The 18,976-nt window shown below is 56.3% G+C and carries 18 protein-coding genes; 10 read left to right on the forward strand and 8 right to left on the reverse strand.

Going from position 1 to position 18,976, the window contains the following annotated elements:
• Positions 1-42: 42 nt before the first annotated feature.
• Positions 43-984: a phosphonate ABC transporter substrate-binding protein gene (gene phnD / locus ABLU86_RS00445; RefSeq protein WP_015368085.1), complete on the reverse strand. Its 942-nt coding sequence runs from the start codon at positions 982-984 to the stop codon at positions 43-45.
• A gap of 32 nt (positions 985-1,016) precedes the next feature.
• Positions 1,017-1,859, reverse strand: coding sequence for a phosphonate ABC transporter ATP-binding protein (phnC, locus tag ABLU86_RS00450; RefSeq protein ID WP_047056111.1), 843 nt, complete (start codon positions 1,857-1,859; stop codon positions 1,017-1,019).
• Between the two features lie 804 nt (positions 1,860-2,663).
• Between phnC and ABLU86_RS00455 the strand changes: the two genes are divergently transcribed.
• Genes ABLU86_RS00455 through ABLU86_RS00480 form a run of 6 tightly spaced genes read left to right on the forward strand, consistent with a single transcriptional unit; the run spans position 2,664 to position 9,431 of the window.
• Complete coding sequence (locus tag ABLU86_RS00455) at positions 2,664-3,206, forward strand: helix-turn-helix transcriptional regulator (protein WP_015704518.1); 543 nt, start codon at positions 2,664-2,666, stop codon at positions 3,204-3,206.
• Between the two features lie 60 nt (positions 3,207-3,266).
• Positions 3,267-3,854 (forward strand): common pilus major fimbrillin subunit EcpA, encoded by a 588-nt coding sequence (locus ABLU86_RS00460; RefSeq protein ID WP_015704519.1) that lies wholly within the window; start codon positions 3,267-3,269, stop codon positions 3,852-3,854.
• Positions 3,855-3,911: 57 nt separating this feature from the next.
• The gene (locus tag ABLU86_RS00465) at positions 3,912-4,580 is read left to right on the forward strand and encodes a hypothetical protein (RefSeq protein ID WP_015368090.1); all 669 of its coding nucleotides are present in this window, start codon (positions 3,912-3,914) and stop codon (positions 4,578-4,580) included.
• Between the two features lie 25 nt (positions 4,581-4,605).
• Positions 4,606-7,131 carry a fimbrial biogenesis outer membrane usher protein gene (locus ABLU86_RS00470; protein ID WP_047056109.1) on the forward strand — a complete coding sequence of 842 codons (2,526 nt, stop codon included), beginning with the start codon at positions 4,606-4,608 and terminating at the stop codon, positions 7,129-7,131.
• A gap of 43 nt (positions 7,132-7,174) precedes the next feature.
• A complete protein-coding gene (locus ABLU86_RS00475) occupies positions 7,175-8,767 on the forward strand; it encodes a hypothetical protein (protein ID WP_227503704.1) in 1,593 nt (530 codons plus the stop codon).
• Positions 8,736-9,431 carry a fimbria/pilus periplasmic chaperone gene (locus tag ABLU86_RS00480; protein ID WP_015704522.1) on the forward strand — a complete coding sequence of 232 codons (696 nt, stop codon included), beginning with the start codon at positions 8,736-8,738 and terminating at the stop codon, positions 9,429-9,431. Before ABLU86_RS00475 ends, ABLU86_RS00480 begins: the two co-directional genes overlap by 32 nt.
• A 17-nt stretch (positions 9,432-9,448) precedes the next feature.
• Here ABLU86_RS00480 and ABLU86_RS00485 read toward each other — a convergent pair whose 3' ends face one another.
• Positions 9,449-10,630: an amidohydrolase gene (locus ABLU86_RS00485; RefSeq protein WP_348796054.1), complete on the reverse strand. Its 1,182-nt coding sequence runs from the start codon at positions 10,628-10,630 to the stop codon at positions 9,449-9,451.
• A gap of 11 nt (positions 10,631-10,641) precedes the next feature.
• Entirely contained in the window at positions 10,642-11,835 is a 1,194-nt protein-coding gene (locus ABLU86_RS00490) for an MFS transporter (RefSeq protein WP_047042427.1), read from the reverse strand.
• A gap of 134 nt (positions 11,836-11,969) precedes the next feature.
• Between ABLU86_RS00490 and ABLU86_RS00495 the strand changes: the two genes are divergently transcribed.
• On the forward strand, positions 11,970-12,878 hold the full coding sequence (locus ABLU86_RS00495) for a LysR substrate-binding domain-containing protein (RefSeq protein ID WP_015704524.1): 909 nt from the start codon (positions 11,970-11,972) through the stop codon (positions 12,876-12,878).
• On the opposite strand, the gene ABLU86_RS00500 is transcribed toward ABLU86_RS00495, so the two are convergent.
• From ABLU86_RS00500 to ABLU86_RS00515, 4 genes are read right to left on the reverse strand one after another with little or no spacing between them, the layout of a single operon-like run.
• The gene (locus ABLU86_RS00500; RefSeq protein ID WP_047042425.1) at positions 12,838-13,542 is read right to left on the reverse strand and encodes an amino acid ABC transporter permease; all 705 of its coding nucleotides are present in this window, start codon (positions 13,540-13,542) and stop codon (positions 12,838-12,840) included. The two genes, ABLU86_RS00495 and ABLU86_RS00500, sit on opposite strands and share 41 nt — an antisense overlap.
• Complete coding sequence (locus ABLU86_RS00505; protein WP_348796053.1) at positions 13,532-14,284, reverse strand: amino acid ABC transporter permease; 753 nt, start codon at positions 14,282-14,284, stop codon at positions 13,532-13,534. The genes ABLU86_RS00500 and ABLU86_RS00505 overlap by 11 nt, the downstream gene beginning before the upstream one ends.
• A complete protein-coding gene (locus ABLU86_RS00510) occupies positions 14,281-15,099 on the reverse strand; it encodes an amino acid ABC transporter ATP-binding protein (protein WP_271031983.1) in 819 nt (272 codons plus the stop codon). Before ABLU86_RS00510 ends, ABLU86_RS00505 begins: the two co-directional genes overlap by 4 nt.
• Before the next feature lie 5 nt (positions 15,100-15,104).
• On the reverse strand, positions 15,105-15,917 hold the full coding sequence (locus tag ABLU86_RS00515) for an ABC transporter substrate-binding protein (protein WP_161798765.1): 813 nt from the start codon (positions 15,915-15,917) through the stop codon (positions 15,105-15,107).
• Positions 15,918-16,194: 277 nt separating this feature from the next.
• Between ABLU86_RS00515 and ABLU86_RS00520 the strand changes: the two genes are divergently transcribed.
• The 3 genes from ABLU86_RS00520 to mmuM all read left to right on the forward strand — a co-directional run bounded on the left by ABLU86_RS00520 (position 16,195) and on the right by mmuM (position 18,929).
• On the forward strand, positions 16,195-16,371 hold the full coding sequence (locus ABLU86_RS00520) for a hypothetical protein (RefSeq protein WP_015368101.1): 177 nt from the start codon (positions 16,195-16,197) through the stop codon (positions 16,369-16,371).
• A gap of 229 nt (positions 16,372-16,600) precedes the next feature.
• Positions 16,601-18,010, forward strand: a complete 1,410-nt coding sequence (gene mmuP, locus ABLU86_RS00525) for an S-methylmethionine permease (protein ID WP_348796052.1) — start codon at positions 16,601-16,603, stop codon at positions 18,008-18,010.
• A complete protein-coding gene (mmuM, locus tag ABLU86_RS00530; RefSeq protein ID WP_047077093.1) occupies positions 17,997-18,929 on the forward strand; it encodes a homocysteine S-methyltransferase in 933 nt (310 codons plus the stop codon). Before mmuP ends, mmuM begins: the two co-directional genes overlap by 14 nt.
• Positions 18,930-18,976 lie beyond the last annotated feature (47 nt).

Consider the following 18,976-nt stretch of genomic DNA (forward strand, 5'->3'; position numbering starts at 1 on the left):
CGCCGTCCGCATCTCGTCGCGGACGGCGGCATCGGTGCGGGATTAACGCGCGCTAACCAGCTCGCGTTTCATATCGATGATCTGCTGGAAATCGGCCACGCTGCCCGGGCCGATGTGCTGAGTACCGCCCATCGCTTTCACGAAACAGGCGTGATCGTCGGTATCCAGTTTTTTAAGCGCGGTGACGACTTTGGCTTTGAAGTCCGCCGGCAGCGCATTGCTCACGAGGATCGGGCCGTTCGGGATCAGCGGCGATTGCCAGATAATCCGGATTTGCTTCATCAGATCCGGATGATCCATGCGAATCAGGCGATTGAAAGCGCCCACGCTGTAGCCGCTGTTGTAGTCGCCGACCATTGAGGTCCAGGTGACCGCGCCGGCAAACTGGCCGTTCAGCACGCCGAGAATGTCCTGTTCGTGGCCGCCGGAGAAGGTCACGCTGGAGAAGAAGTTATTGTATTTGTTATCCGCGTCGCCGCCGAATTTCTGTTTAAAGGCGTGGTTTGGAATTAAATAACCGGAAGTGGAATCCGGGTCGGCGAAGCCAAAAGCTTTGCCTTTTAAATCGTCCAGCGTTTTATACGGGCTGTCAGCTTTGACGATGACCACCGAGTGGTAGCCGCGGGATTGATCTTTATCGTCAACGGCGATACCGACAATATCGACGGCTTTCGGGTTATTGATATAGACCGAGGCATAAGAAGAAGGCGACATACTTAATACGACATCGACTTTCCCGCCCAGCAGTCCCTGAATGACGCCAGAATAATCGGATGAGTTACGTAATTTGGTATCGACCTTCAGCTCTTTATCAAGGAACTGTTTCACGCACTGGTTATCGCCAATTTGCTGCGTGGCGTTTTGACCGCCGAGGATCCCCAGATTTAATTCCTTCGGCTGTTCAGCGGCGCTCGCTTGCCACGTCAGTAACAGAGCTGCGATTGCTGCGGATAAACGAACTGCGCCATTAATGTGTTTGTTCATTATTTTGCCTGTGTGTTTTTAACTAAAGGAAATTAATGCAATTGGCTAATTTCATCGCCGTACAACCGATGCAGGACATCCTGAGTTAGCTGTGCCGGATGATCGTCGAAAATGATGCGGCCTTTGGCGACGCCAATGACCCGGGTGCAGTACTCTTTGACCAGTTCGACCGAATGCAGGTTGACCATCACGCTAATCCCCTGGTCGCTGATTTCCCGCAGTACATTCATGATGCGCTGGGTGTTTTTGGGATCGAGCGAGGCGACGGGTTCATCCGCCAGCAGGATCCCGGGGTTTTGCATCAGCGCACGGCAAATTGCTACGCGCTGCATCTGGCCGCCGGAGAGGTTTTCCGCCCGCTGTAGGGCGTGCGGCAACATGTTCATCCACTCGAGAAGGGAAATCGCGCGCGCCCGGTCGGCGTCGGGGAAAACCTTAAACAGCGACTTCAGGGTTGAGGTTTGACTCAGGCGGCCGAGCAGTACGTTAGTCAGCACATCAAGGCGCGGCACAAGGCAGAAGTCCTGGAAAATCATGCCGCATTCGCTGCGCCAGGCATTGAGCGCGCGTCCTTTCAGGCGTGAAACATCATGGGGCATACCCACTTCCGGAAAGCTGAGTATTTCACCGCCGGTGGCGCTATGAGTGCCGTTCAGGACATGCAGCAGTGTGGATTTCCCGGCTCCCGAGCGGCCAATCACGCCCACCAGCTCGCCGGCATGGAGGTCAAAGCTGATGTTATCGAGCACGGTTTGCTGCGCATTATAAGATTTACTCAGGTTGCGCACGCTTAAGACTTTCCGCTGCCGGGTTGGGGCGATGGGCGTAATTAGCGAAAATTCGGTTTCCGCCACCGCGGCAAGAGAGCTGTTCATAAGAGTGTCCTGGTTCGTCATAAACTGGTCACTATTAATCGCGTTTTGTGTGAACTTTCGATGACGGTAAGGCGAAAAAATAATGAAAGCGTGATGAAACGCTTACCTGCAAGGTAAAAGAAACATGCCAGCGGCAATCATAGCGTGATGGTCTACACTAATGAAAATGAGAGCAAATAAGAAAGAAATATGAGAACTAATCTCATTCTCTTAGATATCATTCTTTCATGGGACTAATAGTCCTCTGCAAGCGGTTTTTATGTTTATGTTTAGGCATTTTGTGCGGTGCTTAAAACCATTCACGCAGCTTATGATTGGGAGGATCGTCTTGTAAATGGCTATTTTGCGGTATTATCTTCTTACTTTTATGTGTTATTAAGATTTTTCGCAACTTCATTTATCTCATCCATTAAGAATATTCCTAATGAATTAGGGTTATGATCCTGGATGATATAATAATCGATTCGGATTGTAGGAATTTTCGATCAATAACCACATGAAATTAAATGTTTTTTGTTTTTGAGCAAAAAATAGGATTTCTGCAAAAAGCAAAAAATTGACATAAATGAGAATTAGCTTCACATCCTGCTTGTTGACACTTAATCAGAAAAAACCTAAATTTGAATCCAACAAAAAAATATAAATCGATAAATGATTTCGACATTATTAATGATTAAATAATGCCGCTGGTGTTTTATTATAACCAATTTAAACAGGGGTAATTTGCAGGTTTAATCTCTGCAGGCCTGGCTATCGGCGATGGGGTGAAAGGTAGTATTCCAGGATGAAGAGGATAAACAGTATATGGACGATCAATGCTCCCTTGATAAGTGTATTTGGCCAGCACATGATACTTATTTTTTAAAAGGCTTGTCGGAACTCATCTTAGATATCGAAGAACTTATTTATTTGTCACTGGATAAAATATGTAAGGACTTTTTGTTTATCAATCTGAGTACCAATGCATTAAATTACTTTATTCGCTATGACAACGACTGGTTAGCCAAGGCCAAGGGCAAACAAATCATTCTGATTGCCGCGAGAAAGTCAGAAGCGTTAGCCAATTATTGGTATTACAACGGTGATATTCGCGGCGTGGTGTATGTCGACCTCGCGCGCGATATAAGAAAAGATCTGGCCTATGTAATTAATGGTCGGTTTCTGCGTAAAGATATTAAGAAAGAAAAAATTACTGACCGGGAAATGACGGTGATCAGAATGACGGCCCAGGGAATGCATCCGAAATCTATCGCCAGAATTGAAAATTGCAGTGTGAAAACTATTTATACCCATCGGCGAAATGCTGAGGCCAAGCTGTATTCAAAAATTTATAAATTAGTTATGTAACGTTTATTTAGTGGTACACCGGGACGACTTGTCCTTAATTAAACTCAGGATGAAAAAGCTATGAAAAAAAAGGTTATTGCTATTGCTCTGGTAACGGCGTTTGCTGGAATGGGTGTTGCTCAGGCTGCTGATGTCACTGCTCAGGCCGTTGCTACCTGGTCTGCAACCGCGAAAAAAGACACTTCCAGCAAACTGGTTGTTACCCCGCTTGGCAGCCTGGCTTTCCAGTATGCCGAAGGGATTAAAGGCTTTAACTCACAAAAAGGTCTGTTTGATGTTGCTGTTGAAGGCGATACCACGGCGACTGCCTTCAAACTGACTTCACGTCTTATTACTAACACTCTGACTCAGCTGGATACCTCCGGCTCAACGCTGAGCGTGGGCGTGGATTATAACGGCGCCGCGGTAGAAAAGAGTGCTGACACCATCATGATCGACACCGCTAACGGCGTACTGGGCGGCAACCTCAGCGCGCTGTCTAACGGCTACAACACCGCAGGCCGCACCACCGCGCAGGACGGCTTTAACTTCTCCATCATCAGCGGTACCACCGACGGCACCACCGCGGTAACCGATTACAGCACGCTGCCGGAAGGGATCTGGAGCGGTGACGTGAGCGTGCAGTTCGACGCAACCTGGACCAGCTGATTTTCTCGTAGCACCGGGCAGGGGGAATACCCCTGCCTCTTCATGGACTGAACGCTTATGAAAAAACATCTTCTGGCCATTGGCCTGCTGCTGGGATTGGCGAATCCCGCGCTGGCGCTGGATGTCGGCGATATCTCTTCCTTTATGAACAGCGGCAGCAGCACGCTGAGTAAAGAGATTAAAAATACCACCGACAGCGGCCGCTTAATCAACATTCATCTGGAACGTCTCTCTTCACCGCTGGATGGCGGCAAAGTGATCCCGATGGATAAACAGGATGAAGTCCTGTTGACCCCCGCCAGCTTGTTATTGCCCGCAAAGGCCAGTGAAGTGGTGCGCTTTTTCTACAAAGGCCCGGCGGATGATAAAGAGCGCTACTACCGCATTGTCTGGTTCGATCAGGCCTTAAGCGATGCCCAGCGCAATGGCTCCCAGCGCAGCGCGGTGGCCACCGCTTCAGCCCGCATCGGCACCATTCTGGTGGTGGCGCCGCGTCAGGCTAATTTTCGCTACCAGTTTGCCGGCGACACGCTGACCAATACCGGTAACGCCACCCTGCGCATCATCGCCTACGGCCCGTGTCTGAAAATCGCCGATGGCAAAGAGTGCAAAGAAAATTACTACCTGATGCCGGGGAAATCGCGTCGCTTCACGCGCGTCAATATTGCTGACAAAAAAGGACGGGTCGCGCTCTGGCAGGGCGAGCAGTTTGTTCCCGTGAAATAGACATGTGTGCTGATGGATTAAGACTATGCCTTTACGACGGATCACCCCTGGACTGAACGCGCTGCTTGCCTCCGGCATGGTTCTTTTGCTGGCGCCATATAGCGACAGCATGGCCGCCGAGCGCGTGCAGCAAATCGGCGGCGTGATTATCCCGCAGGCTTTCAGCCAGGCTTTGCAGGACGGCATGAGCATTCCTCTGTTTATTCATCTTGAAGGCAGCCGCGATAATCAGAACGATCAGCGTATCGGCGCCGCGTATATCTGGCTTGATGGCGACGTGCTGCGGGTTCGGCAAATCACCCTTGAAGAGGGCGATGACAACGCTCGCGTCAGCGACGAGACACGTCAACAGCTCAGACGTTTATCCAATGAGGCTTTCAACGACGCGCTGAAGATCCCCTTAACCGATGCCGCGCAGCTACAACTTAGTCTGCGCCAGTTGCTGTTGCAACTGGTGGTGAAACGTGAGGCGCTGGGAACCGTGCTGCGGTCGCGCAGCGAGGATATTGGCCAGTCGAGCGTTAAAACTTTCAGTAATAACCTTACCTACAACCTCGGGGTCTACAACAACCAGATGCGTAGCGGTGGCAGTAATACCTCCAGTTATCTGTCACTCAATAGCGTTAGCGCGCTGCGCGAGCATCACGTGGTGCTCGACGGCTCGCTGTACGGCATCGGCACCAGCCACCAGGACAACGAACTGTATAAAGCGATGTACGAGCGCGACTTCGCCGGGCACCGTTTTGCCGGCGGAATGCTGGATACCTGGAACTTACAATCGCTGGGGCCGATGACCGCGATTTCGGCCGGTAAAATCTACGGCGCGTCGTGGGGCAACCAGGCCAGCTCGACGGTATTTGATAACAGCCAGTCGGCGACGCCGGTGGTGGCATTCTTACCGGCGGCAGGCGAGGTCCACCTGATGCGTGACGGGCGCCTGTTAAGCGTGCAGAACTTCGTTATGGGGAATCATGAAGTTGATACCCGAGGCCTGCCGTACGGTATTTACGACGTTGACGTCGAAGTTATCGTCAACGGACGAGTGGTCAGCAAACGCACCCAACGCGTCAACAAGCTGTTTACTCGCGGACGCGGCGCGGGCGCGCCGCTGGCCTGGCAAATCTGGGGCGGCAGTTTCCATATGGACCGCTGGTCGGAAAGCGGTAAAAAGACGCAGCCGGCGAAAGAGAGCTGGCTGGCGGGGGCATCGGCTTCCGGATCGTTGAGCACGCTCAGTTGGGCGGCCACCGGCTACGGTTATGATAACAATGCCGTCGGCGAAACGCGCATCACGCTGCCGCTGACCGAGGCGGTGAATATCAACCTGCAAAACATGCTGGCCAGCGACAGCTCCTGGAGCAGCATCGGCAGCGTCAGCGCCACCTTACCCGGCGGCTTTAGCTCGCTGTGGATTAACCAGGAAAAGACCGTTATCGGCGATAAGCTGCGCCGCAGCGATGCCGACAACCGGGCGATCGGCGGCACGCTGAACCTGAACGCCCTGTGGTCAAAACTAGGCACTTTTAGCATCAGCTACAACGATGACCGCCGCTACAACAGCCATTACTACACGGCGGATTATTACCAGACGATTTATAGCGGCTCTTTTGGCTCGCTAGGCCTGCGCGCGGGCTTACAGCGCTATAACAACGGCGATAGCAACGCCAACACCGGGAAATATATCGCCCTCGATTTATCACTGCCGCTGGGCAACTGGTTCAGCGCCGGGATGACCCATCAGAACGGCTATACCATGGCCAACATTTCGGCGCGTAAGCAGTTTAATGAAGGGGCGATTCGAACCGTCGGCGCCAATATTTCGCGGGCGATTTCCGGCGATACCGGCGACGACAAAACCTTAAGCGGCGGCGCTTATACGCAGTTCGAAACGCGCTACACCAACGGCACGCTGAACGTCAACAGCGGCGCCGACGGCTACGTGAACACCAACCTGACCGCCAGCGGCAGCGTCGGCTGGCAGGGGAAAAATATCGCCGCCAGCGGGCGAACCGACGGCAACGCCGGAGTGATCTTCAATACCGGGCTGGAAGACGACGGCAAGCTCAGCGCTAAGGTTAACGGGCGCATCGTGCAGCTCAGCGGTAAACGCAACTACCTGCCGTTGTCGCCGTACAGCCGCTATGAAGTCGAACTGCAGAACAGTAAAAACTCGCTCGACAGCTACGACATTGTCAGCGGTCGTAAGAGTCACCTGACGCTTTATCCCGGTAACGTGGCGGTGATCGAGCCGGAAGTGAAGCAAATGGTCACCGTCTCCGGGCGCATCCGCGCCGAAGACGGCACGCTGCTGGCGAACGCGCGCATTAATAACCATATCGGGCGCACCCGCACCGATGAGAACGGTGAATTTGTCATGGATGTCGATAAAAAATATCCCACCATTGATTTTAGCTACGGCGGAAATAAAACCTGTGAAGTGGCGCTGGAGCTCAGCCAGGCGCGCGGCGCGGTGTGGGTAGGGGACGTAGTATGTAGCGGTCTCTCTTCATGGGCGGCGGTGCAGCAGACAGGAGAAGGTAATGAAAGCTAAGTGGCTACTCGCTTTGGCGACGCTGACGATCGCGCCGCTGGCGATGAACGCTGATGCGGCGGTGACAAAATATTCTGAAGCCGCTGCTCCGGCGCGTGAATTTGTCTTTGTCGAGAACAACTCTGATGACAACTTCTTTGTCACCCCTGGCGGCGCGCTGGATCCCCGCCTGACCGGCTCAAACCGCTGGACCGGGTTAAAATCAACCGGTTCTGGTGATACCGCGTACCGTCAGGTCAGTCTGGGTTATATCGATGATGGTCACAACCATGGGATCACCGCTAACTATCGGTTTGATATGTGGCTGGATAATGCGCCGGTCTCTCACCCTTTACTGGGTTTACGGTGTATTAACTGGTACTCGGGATGCGACCTGGCAACCAGCCTGATTTTACCCCAGTCTACCGATGCTAATGGATTTTACGGCGTCTCAACGGGGAGCGGGACGAAATGGCGTCACGGGATGATGTCCGATGCCTTTTATCAATACCTGCAGCAGATGCCGATCGGCGGTAGTTTTACGATGACGATTAATTCCTGCCAGACATCGGTCGCTTACGATGCGAGCAAAGGCGAGCGTTGCAAAGATCAGGCGTCAGGTACCTGGTATATCCGCGACGTAACCCATACCAAAGCGGGGCACTTACGCCTGATAAACACCCACTCACTGGCGGAAGTGTTTATCAATAGTGACGGCGTGCCCACGCTGGGCGAAGGCAATGCCGATTGCCGTACACAAACGATTGGTTCTCGTTCCGGTTTAAGCTGCAAAATGGTTAACTATACGCTGCAAACTAATGGGTTAAGCAACAGTTCGATTCACATTTTCCCGGCTATCAGTAACTCTGCGCTGGCATCGGCGGTAGGTAACTACGATATGCAGTTCAGCCTTGACGGTAACTCATGGAAACCGGTCAACGGCATTCTGCAGTATTACACTTTCAACGAGATGAAGAGCTCTGATTCTATTTACGTCTTTTTCTCGAGTAACTTTTTCAAGCAGATGGTGGCGTTGGGTATTAGTGACATCAACACCAAAGACTTGTTTAACTTCCGTTTTTATAACACCACTTCACCGGAATCCGGCTGGTATGAATTCTCGACATCCAATAGCCTGATTATCAAACCGCGTGATTTCAGCATCAGCATTATCTCCGATGAGTACACTTCGGCGCCGTCACGTGAGGGTTACGTCGGCAGCGGCGAACCGGCGCTGGATTTCGGCTACATCGTCACCACCAGCGGCAAAACCGCCGCCGATGAGGTGTTGATTAAAGTTACCGGCCCGTCACAGGCGATTAGCGGGCGCTCGTATTGCCTGTTCAGCTCGGCGGACGGTACCGCGCAGGTGCCATTCCCGGCGTCGCTCTCTTTCATTACCCAAAGCGGGGCGACGAAAAGTTACGACGCCGGCTGCGACAATAGCTGGCACGACATGACCGATGCGCTATGGCTGACCACGCCGTGGACTGATATTTCCGGCGATGTGGGGCAGATGGATAAAACAACGGTGCGCTTTTCGATTGCCATGGACGATCCTATCTCGCTGCGCACCATCACCGACAACGGCTGGTTTGGCGAGGTCAGCGCTTCAGGAGAGATTCATGTCCAGGCGACGTGGCGTAACATTAATTAAGCTGACGCTGGCGAGCCTGTGGCTGCTGGCCGCGCCGCTGGCGCAGGCGATTTCTGTCGGTAATCTGACCTTTTCGCTGGCCTCTGACGCTGAGTTTGCGGCGAAAAGGGTGATTAACAACAATAAAAGCGCGCGGCTATATCGGGTGTCGGTGGTGGGTATCGACCGGCCCGGCGGCCATGAGGTTCGTGCCCGCCCGGCGGACGGCGAACTGCTGTTCGCCCCGCGCCAGCTGACGCTGCAGGCGGGTGAAAGCGAATATTTTAAGTTCTATTATCACGGGCCGAAGGATAACCGCGAACGCTACTATCGGGTCTCGTTTCGTGAAATTCCCACCCGCAACCTGGTGATGCGCGCCCCGGCGGGCGGGCAGATCAGCATGGAGCCGGTGGTGGTGATGGATACCATTCTGGTGGTACGCCCGCGGCAGGTTCAGTTTAAATGGGCGTTCGATAAAGCGGCGGGGAGCGTCAGTAATACCGGCAATACCTGGTTTAAGCTGCTGATAAAACCGGGATGCGACACCACGGAAGAGGAGGGTGACGCCTGGTATCTGCGCCCCGGCGATGTCGTTCGCCAGCCGTCGCTGCGTAAGCCCGGCAACCACTACATTATCTATAACGAGAAATTTATTAAAATCAGCAATGATTGCCCGGTGAAATAGCCGGGCAATCGCCTGAATTATTCCTCGTTCAGCAACTCACTCACCAGCGCGATATGGGTCTTAATGCCGACCGCCAGCGCATCTTCGTCGATGCGAAAATGCGGGTTGTGCACGTTCCACGTCGCCCCTTTTTGCGCATTGCCGCAGCCGATAAACAGGAAGGTTCCGGGGATTTTCTCCTGATAGGAGGAGAAATCCTCGCTGCCGAATAGCGCCTTATCCTGCAGCTGTAGCGTGCCTGCCGGGAAATGGCGGGCTATGGCTTCACGGGCGATATGATTGGTGGCGTCGTGGTTGTTTCCCACCGCATAGCCCTGCTGCCATTTGATTTCGTAGCTGGCGCCGTGGGCGGCGGTGATGCCGTCGATAATCCGCGCCATCAGCGGCGGCACCGCCTCGCGTACCTGCTGGTTATGGGTACGCAGCGTCCCGGCCAGGCGCGCGCTGTCGGGGATCACGTTATAGCTATCGCCGGCCTGAAAAGTGGCGATAGTCAGCACCGGCGCGTTGCCCGGATCGATATGGCGGGCGACGATCTGCTGCAGCGCGCCGACCACTTCCGCGCCGATGGTCACCGGATCGATACAGTGCTGCGGCATCGAGCCGTGGCCGCCTTTGCCGCGAATGGTGATATCAAAGTTATCGCTGGAAGCGACGTACACTCCCTCTTTCAGGGTAATCACGCCAACCGGGCTGGTGGGGAAAACATGCAGGCCGAAAATATGTTCAACGTCGTCAACCACACCCAATTCAACCAGCTCACGCGCGCCGCCCGGCGGCACCTCTTCCGCGGGCTGGAAGATGAATTTAATGCTGCCGTGCAGTTGTTCGCGAAGCTGGCACAAGACTTTCGCCGCCCCCATCAGCATCGCGGTATGCGCGTCGTGACCGCAGGCGTGCATTACGCCGGGCTTCGTTGAGCAGAATGCTTCACCGCTCTCTTCCTGGAGCGGTAGGGCATCGATATCGGCCCGCAGCGCCCACATCGGGCCCGGATGCGCGCCGCGCAGTACGGCAATCACGCTATTTCCCAGCGGGCGGCTTATCTCGAGGCCGGAAAATAGCGCCAGCTCGCGGGCGATGTAATCGGCGGTCGGCTTCTCGTTAAACGACAGATCCGGATGGGCGTGGATATGGCGACGCCAGCGCAGCGCTTCCTCGGCCGCGGCGGAAATTAATTGTTCAGTGGCGTGATGCATCAGTGACTCCTTCAATCAATAACGGGCTGACTAACGACGGTTTTACGTTTCATGAGCGGCAGCACCGCCAGCGCGGAGCAAACCATCGCCAGTGAAAGAAACAGGAAAGCGCTGGCGTAACCGTGGGTTTTCTCCACCAGATAGCCAATGACGATAGGCGAGACAAAGCCGCCGAGAGTACCGCCGGTATTAATCAGACCGATGGCCGAGCCCATCATATTTTCCGGCAGGCGCTTCATCGGCAGGGTAAAGGCGGTGACGAAGGTCGACATCAGGAAAATTTCGCCGATAAACAGCAGCAGGCTGGCGGTCAGCGGCGTCCGGGCATGGAAGATAGCGAAGATCGCCACGGCGCTGATTAGCGCGCTAATCGCGATGACCAGCGGTTCGCGATTGAGAAAATATTTACCCACCAGCCAGCCGGTACCCAGCGATGAGATCCAGATCCCCAGACCGCCCGCGGCCACCACGTAGCCGGATGCAGACAGCGACATCCCCATACTCTGAACAAAAAACTTCGGTAGCCAGGCCATCAGGCCATAGCTGGGAATATTGACGCAAAAGATAGCCAGAAAGAGCAGGATTACCGTGGGGTTACGCCACAGGGCGGCGCCGGCGGCGCTCTGTTTCGCGACCACCGCCGTCGGTTGCCGGCGCGGCACGCGCAGGGCGATCAGCAGGGCGATGGCGCAGGCCACGATCCCCAGTACGGTGAACGACAGATGCCAGCCGAGCTGCGCCAGTGCGTTAACGGCGATAATCGGCCCAATGGTCATCGCCAGTCCCGCTGACGACAGCAATATCGATTGGGCGAAGGTACGTTGTTCCAGAGTGAAGTTGCTTACCACCGCCTTGGCGCAGGAGCAGGGATAGCCTGAATGGCCGACGCCTGACAGAAAGCGGAACAGCAGCAGCAGGCCGAAGCTCGCTCCCAGCAGGCCAAAGCACAGCGCGAATATCCCCAGCGCCGCCAGCGACAGCACGAGCATCGTTTTGTAGCCAATACGATCGTTAAGCCAGCCCGCCGGCACCTGAAACAGCGAATAGGCGAGAAAAAAGATGCCGGTAATGTAGCCCAGTTGTTCGGCGTTGAGCCCGAACTCCTTTTCGATAGGCAGCAGCGCGAAGCCGGTGACGGTTTTGTCGATATAAACGACCACGTAGCCGATAAACAGTAAGAAGATCATCTGAGACTGACTTTTCATTTTTTTCCGCCCGGTGTCTCATGGTTGCATGTGTTGTCGTGGGGGAATCCCCTACTGCATCCTCAGGCTTTACCCGCGCGGCGGGAAGATATAATTTTTCTATAGGTGATGCTTTTTTCTGATAGGGGTGAGCGGTGAAATATCTTCCCAAATTAAACCAGCTGCAGGCGCTACGGCAGGTGGCGCGTAGCGGCAGCATCCGCTCGGCGGCGCGTGAACTGGGGCAATCGCAGCCGGCGCTGAGCCGGACATTACGTGAGCTGGAGCAAATCCTCGGTACGCAACTTTTTCTGCGCAGTAAAGAAGGCGTCGCCCTGACCGAAGCGGGAATCGCTTTCTTACAGCGCGCGGAGTGGGTGCTGGAGGAGCTGCGGCGCGCGGCGGATGAGGTGGAACAGATTAACCATGTCACCCACGGTCGGCTGACGGTCGGCTTTTCGTCGTTGATTGCCCTGACGGTATTTCCTCAAGTGGCCGAAGGGTTTAAGCAGGCGCTGCCGCAGGTGCAGATGACGGTGAAAGAGGGGCAGCTTTCGTCGCTGCTGCCGGGCGTCCGCAGCGGAGAGATAGACCTGGCGATCGGATCGGTCGACCCGATGCATCCGCCGGAAGGGGTGATGCTGGAACCGCTGTTTACCGCGCCGTTCTGCGTCATCGCGCGCAAGGGGCATCCGCTGGCGCAAGAGAGCGATCTGCTGGCGCTGCGTAAAGCCCGCTGGCTGTTGCCGGAGTCGCCGATGGGCTACTACCAGCAGTTACAAAACGAGCTGATCCACTTTTATCGCCAGGTGTCGATTACCCCGCTGCGCACCGACTCGGTCATTGTCGGTTTGCAGATGGTACTGGAATCCGATTATTTGACCATCGTCGCGCGCGCCATGAACCAGCCGCTGCAGCTTGGCGAAAAGCTGGTCACGCTGCCGGTATCCACGCTCCCGGCGGCGCAGTATTGCGCGGTGTGGTCGCAAAAATCGGCGCTCACCGCCAATGCCCGGCTGTTTCTCAATCGGCTGCGAAGCGCCTGTCAGCGCTACGCCTGGTAAAACGGCGGCTCGCCAGCTGGCTGAGGGCGCAGCACAGTAAATAGTAAACCGCGCCGGTAAAGACGAATATCGCCAGCGGGTAGATTTGCACCCGGTTATTGACCTGCCCGGCGACGGTAGTGAGTTCAGGCACGTTGACGATAAACGCCAGCGAGGTGTCCTTCAGCAGGCCGATAAAAATGCCGACCAGCGACGGCTGGACGTTGCGCAGCGCCTGCGGTAGCAGGATTAAGCGTAACGTCTGGCCAGGAGTGAAGCCCTGCGTCAGCGCCGCTTCATGCTGGCCGCTGGGCAGGGCGCGCAGCCCCGCCAGCACCGAGTGCATCACCGAGGCGGCGGTGAACCACGCCAGCGCCAGGGTGACCGTTACTGCGCCCGGCAGATCGCCGCCGGTCAGCATCGGTAGCAGATACCACAGCCAGAAAATAACGAAGATCAGCGGGATACCGCGAATAATTTCCGCCCACAGGAATAGCAGACGACGGACCGCTCCGCCGTAGCGCCAGGCGGCGCAGGCTAGCAGAATACCGCCCGGTAGCGCCAGCGCGGTCGCGCCGATGGCCATCAGTAAGGTGAGCGCCACGCCGCCGGGTTGGCCTTCCGCCAGCCGTCCCCACAGCAGATAATCAAGGTTGTCGGCGATCACCGCGAGGTTAGCGTTCATGTTGTGCGCTCCGTGGCTGACGATATCCTGGACCGAAGCGCGTCAGCGCCAGCCCCATAACGATCCCCAGCGCAAGATATAGTGCGGTGCCGACAGCAAAGGCCTCCAGCGCATGGGCGTTATAGCTCTCGATTTGCCGTACCTGGTAGGTGAGCTCGGCGAAGCCAATACCGCTGGCCAGCGAAGAGAGTTTCATCAGGTTCAGGTACTGGCCGACAATCGGCTGCCAGGCGTTGGCCAGCCCCTGCGGCAGCAGAATAAAACGTAATTCACCCCACGGGCTAAATCCCTGCGACAGCGCCGCTTCGCGCTGGCCGTGGCTGACGGCGCGCAACCCGGAGGCAATCTCTTCCACCAGAAATGCCGAGGTAAATACGCCGAGCCCCCACATTGAGCAGAGAAATTCCGGCGTCAGCCACCAGACGTCGCCCGGTAGAATCGACCAGCTATGGGAGTCGTTGATAAAATCGCGCGCTGCCAGCGGCAGCAGGTTCCAGGCGGCGAAATACCAGAACAGCAGTTGGACCAATAGCGGCGTATTGCGAAACAGCGATACCCACGCCGCCACCAGCCAGCGGCCGGGGCCTCCGCCGCCGAGACGCAGCGCCAGCAGTAGCACCGCCAGCGCGGTGGCCAGCAGTATCCCGGCCACGCTGACCCAGACGGTAGTGAGAAAACCGGAGATAATCCACTGCAGCGGCTGCCCGCTGAGCACGCCATGCCAGTCGAGAATCGCCATCACTCAATGCTCTCCTGATGCAGCGGGTCGAGCACCTTCTGCAGAAAACGGCGGGTACGGGCATGCTGCGGGCGGGCAAAAAATTCCGCCGGCGGCGCGGTTTCGAGGATTTCGCCACCGTCGATAAACACCACCCGATCGGCGATTTCGCGGGCAAACTGCATCTCGTGAGTGACCACCACCATGGTGATACCGCTGTGGGCCAGGGCTTTCATCACCTGCAGCACTTCGCCGATCATCTCCGGATCCAGCGCCGAGGTTGGTTCATCAAACAGGATGATTTGCGGCGAGGAGGCAAGGGCGCGGGCGATGGCGACGCGCTGCTGCTGGCCACCGGAAAGCTGAGCGGGCATCTGCCGCGCTTTATCCGTGAGACCGACCTGGGTGAGTAATTCCAGCGCCCGCTTTTGGGCGGCATCGTGTTGCCAGCCGTGCACGCGCTCCAGCGCGAGGGTAATATTCTCCTGCGCCGTCAGGTGAGCGTAGAGATTGAACTGTTGAAAAACGAAGCCGACCCGGCTGCGCAATTGGCGCAGCGCGCTGCCGGTCAGGCGGCGGGTCGGTTTGCCATCGATGAGGATCTCGCCGTCGCTTAACGATTCAAGCTGGTTGATCAGGCGGATCAGCGTTGATTTACCCGATCCTGATGGCCCGAGGATCGCCACCACTTCGCCGGGATTGACCGTTAAATTAACGCCGTTTAGTACCTGATGATCGCCGTAGCGTTTAACCACGTCGCGAAAGGTAATACTGGCCTGCTGCAGATGCGAGAAATCCGCGGCCGAAGCCGCGGAGCGTGAAAATAAGGCGGAAAACATCTGGGTTATTTCGCTTCTATGGTAAAGGCGCGCGGCTGCGGAGAGGCGGTGCCAGGGCCAAACCAAGTGTCGTAGATTTTCGCCGCCTGGCCGGATTTTTCCAGCTTAACCAGCTCGTCGTTTACCGCTTTCAGCAGCGCCGGTTCGCCTTTTTTCACGCCGACGCCAATCTCTTCTTTGCTCAGCAAATCCGGCAGAATTTTAAAGTTGGCTTTATCCGGCGCGCCCGCCAGCAGCCCGGCGAGAATGGTGCTGTCCTGGGTTATCGCCTGCACGTTGCCGTTTCGCAGGGCGGTCAGCGCCAATGGAATATCGTCATAGGAGAGCACCCGCGACTGCGGGAAGCGCTGGTGCAGCGCCTGTTCGCCGGTGGTGCCTTTTACCGCGCCGATGCGCGCTTTGCTGTAGTCATCCAGTTTATCCGGCGACTTAGACGGAACCAGGAACTGCTGGCCGGTTACAAAGTAGGGCGTTGAGAAATCAATTACCTGCGCGCGCTCCGGGGTAATGGTGATATCGGCGACGATCAGGTCGGCCTTACCGGACTGCAGCAGCGGAATACGGTTAGCCGGGTTAGTGGCCACCAGCTCAAGCTTGACGCCAAGAGATTTCGCCAGCGCCTGCGCGAAATCGACGTCGTAACCCACCAGTTGATGGGTTTTCGCATCCACGGAACCAAACGGCGGGTTAGCGTCGAAGGTGGCGACCTTCACCACCCCGGCGGCTTTGATATCGGCTAACTGGTCGGCCTGAACCTGGGCGGTCAGCAGCAGCGCGCCCAGCGCAAAAGCGATTTTGGTATAAGTTTTATGCATCATCATTCCCCTGAATCCCTGTTTTGTTTTGTGTTTATCACGCTCCCACAAAAGCGCCTCGTCCGGCAAAGAAGAAAAAATTCTTATCTATAACCAAAATCTCTTAATAAAAATGGGGATATTGCTGTTAATCAAATCGCTTTTACAGGAAGGGGTTAGTCACCGAAGCGCAGCGGCGAATATGCATCTTCCAGGATTACAAATTCGGAATTGATATTTCCCGCCCGTCGGCGATTGTGGTTGAAATAACAACAACGCAAACCCGACCGATGGAGGAGAAATGAAAGTAGCGCTGTGGCAACGGATTACCGGCTGGCTGGCTTTTTTATCTAACGGAGAAGCCGGGCAGCAAGATGGTCAACGGATGATGGAGGCGATCTTGCCGGTCGCCAGCCTGTATGGCGTGGATCTCGGCAACGTGGAAACCCGGTGGTTTCGCCATGACAAAACATACTGAGCGGCGCTGGACGCGCGAAGCCTACTGGAACGAGGTGTGCTCTGTGTAGCCGAAGGCTGCTTGCGGTTGCGGTAAAAAGGAGAGGCTCCGCAGCCCAAGCAGCTTTAAACCCATGCTCCTACTCCTGTTCGCCCTGTTTTTTCCCATCCCCGTTTTGCAATTTCCCCGCCGTCACGGTATAAATGACCTTCATTTGGATGTTTAGACGTCCATACATAAAGAAGGCAATATGCAAACAACATCACAACAACAAGGTGGGCAACTTAAGCGCACCATGAAAACGCGCCACCTGATTATGCTCTCGCTGGGCGGCGTCATTGGCACAGGGTTATTCTTCAATACCGGCTATATTATCTCGACCACCGGCGCGGCGGGCACGCTACTGGCGTATCTGATCGGCGCGCTGGTGGTCTGGCTGGTGATGCAGTGTCTTGGCGAACTGTCGGTGGCGATGCCGGAAACCGGCGCCTTTCACGTGTATGCCGCGCGTTATCTCGGCCCGGCGACCGGCTATACCGTGGCGTGGCTCTACTGGCTGACCTGGACCGTGGCGCTCGGCTCGAGCTTTACCGCCGCCGGATTCTGTATGCAGTACTGGTTCCCGCAGGTGCCGGTGTGGGTCTGGTGCGTGATTTTCTGCGCGGTGATTTTCGCCCTGAATGTTATCTCTACCCGCTTCTTTGCCGAAGGCGAATTTTGGTTCTCGCTGGTCAAAGTGATCACCATCATTGCTTTTATTATTCTCGGCGGCGCGGCCATCTTCGGCTTTATTCCGCTGACCGACGGTTCACCGGCGCCGGGGCTGCATAACATCACCGCCGAAGGCTGGTTCCCTCATGGCGGCCTGCCGATCCTGATGACCATGGTGGCGGTGAACTTCGCTTTCTCGGGCACCGAACTTATCGGCATCGCCGCCGGCGAGACGCAAAACCCGCATCAGGTGATTCCGGTCGCAATCCGCACCACTATTGCCCGGCTGATTATTTTCTTTATTGGCACCGTTTTCGTGCTCGCGGCGCTGATCCCGATGCAGCAGGCGGGGGTGGAAAAAAGCCCGTTCGTACTGGTGTTTGAAAAGGTCGGCATTCCTTATGCGGCGGATATTTTTAACTTTGTGATCCTGACCGCGATTTTGTCGGCGGCCAACTCCGGCCTGTATGCCTCCGGACGGATGCTGTGGTCGCTATCAAATGAGAAGACGTTGCCAGCCTGCTTTGCCAAAGTGAATAAACGCGGCGTGCCGCTAACCGCGCTGTCGGTAAGCATGCTGGGCGGCGTGCTGGCGCTGTTTTCCAGCGTAGTCGCGCCGGATACGGTGTTTGTCGCGCTGTCGGCGATTTCCGGTTTTGCGGTGGTCGCGGTATGGCTGAGCATCTGCGCGTCGCATTTTGTCTTCCGCCGCCGCCATCTGCAACAGGGCAAAGCGTTAAGCGAGCTGCACTATCGCGCGCCGTGGTATCCGCTGGTGCCGGTGCTGGGGTTTGTCCTCTGCCTGGTGGCCTGCGTGGGGCTGGCCTTTGACCCAAGCCAGAGTATTGCGCTGTGGTGCGGGATCCCGTTCGTCGCGCTGTGTTATGGTGCTTACTATCTGACTCGTACACGGAAATTAATTCAGGAGCCGCAACATGCCGCAGAATAATCCGCTAACCGCCATCCTTGAAACGCAACCGTTCGTGCTGCTGGATGGCGCGATGGCGACGGAGCTGGAAGCGCGCGGCTGCAATCTGGCCGATAGTTTATGGTCGGCGAAGGTACTGCTGGAGAATCCGCAGCTGATCCGCGATGTGCATCTCGACTATTTCCGCGCTGGCGCACAGGTGGCGATCACCGCCAGCTATCAGGCAACGCCGGCAGGCTTTGCCGCCCGCGGGCTGGATGAGGCGCAGTCGAAGGCGCTGATAGGTAAAAGCGTCGAGCTGGCGCGTAAAGCCCGAGAGGCGTATCTGGCGGAAAACCCGCAGGCGGGAACGTTGCTGGTGGCCGGGTCGGTCGGGCCGTATGGCGCTTATCTGGCGGATGGCTCTGAGTATCGCGGCGATTATCAGCGCAGCGCGGAGGCGTTTCAGACGTTCCACCGTCCGCGCGTCGAAGCGCTGCTGGATGCCGGGGCGGATCTACTGGCCTGTGAAACGTTGCCGTCGTTTGCCGAAATCACGGCCCTGGCGGCGCTGCTGCGTGACTACCCGCGCGCCCGCGCCTGGTTCTCGTTGACCCTGCGCGATGCCGAACATCTCAGTGACGGCACGCCGCTGCGCGAGGTTGTTGCGGTATTGGCCGATAATCCTCAGGTGCTGGCGCTGGGGATTAACTGTATCGCGCTGGAAAATACCACCGCCGCGCTGCAGCATCTGCACAGCCTGACGTCGCTGCCGCTGGTGGTCTATCCTAACTCCGGCGAGCACTATGATGCGCTGACCAAGACCTGGCATCATCACGGTGAAGCCTGCGCGACGCTTGCGGCCTATTTGCCGCAGTGGCTGGCGGCTGGCGCCAGGCTGATTGGCGGCTGTTGTCGCACCACGCCGCAGGATATCGCCGCGCTGGCGGAGGGCCGCTAACACCTGTATTTCTTTCCCCCCGGATGGCGGCGCTCCGCGCCTGATCC

This window comes from Klebsiella sp. JN_Kp121 (genome assembly GCF_040062145.1).
Classification (GTDB): Bacteria; Pseudomonadota; Gammaproteobacteria; order Enterobacterales; family Enterobacteriaceae; genus Klebsiella; species Klebsiella aerogenes.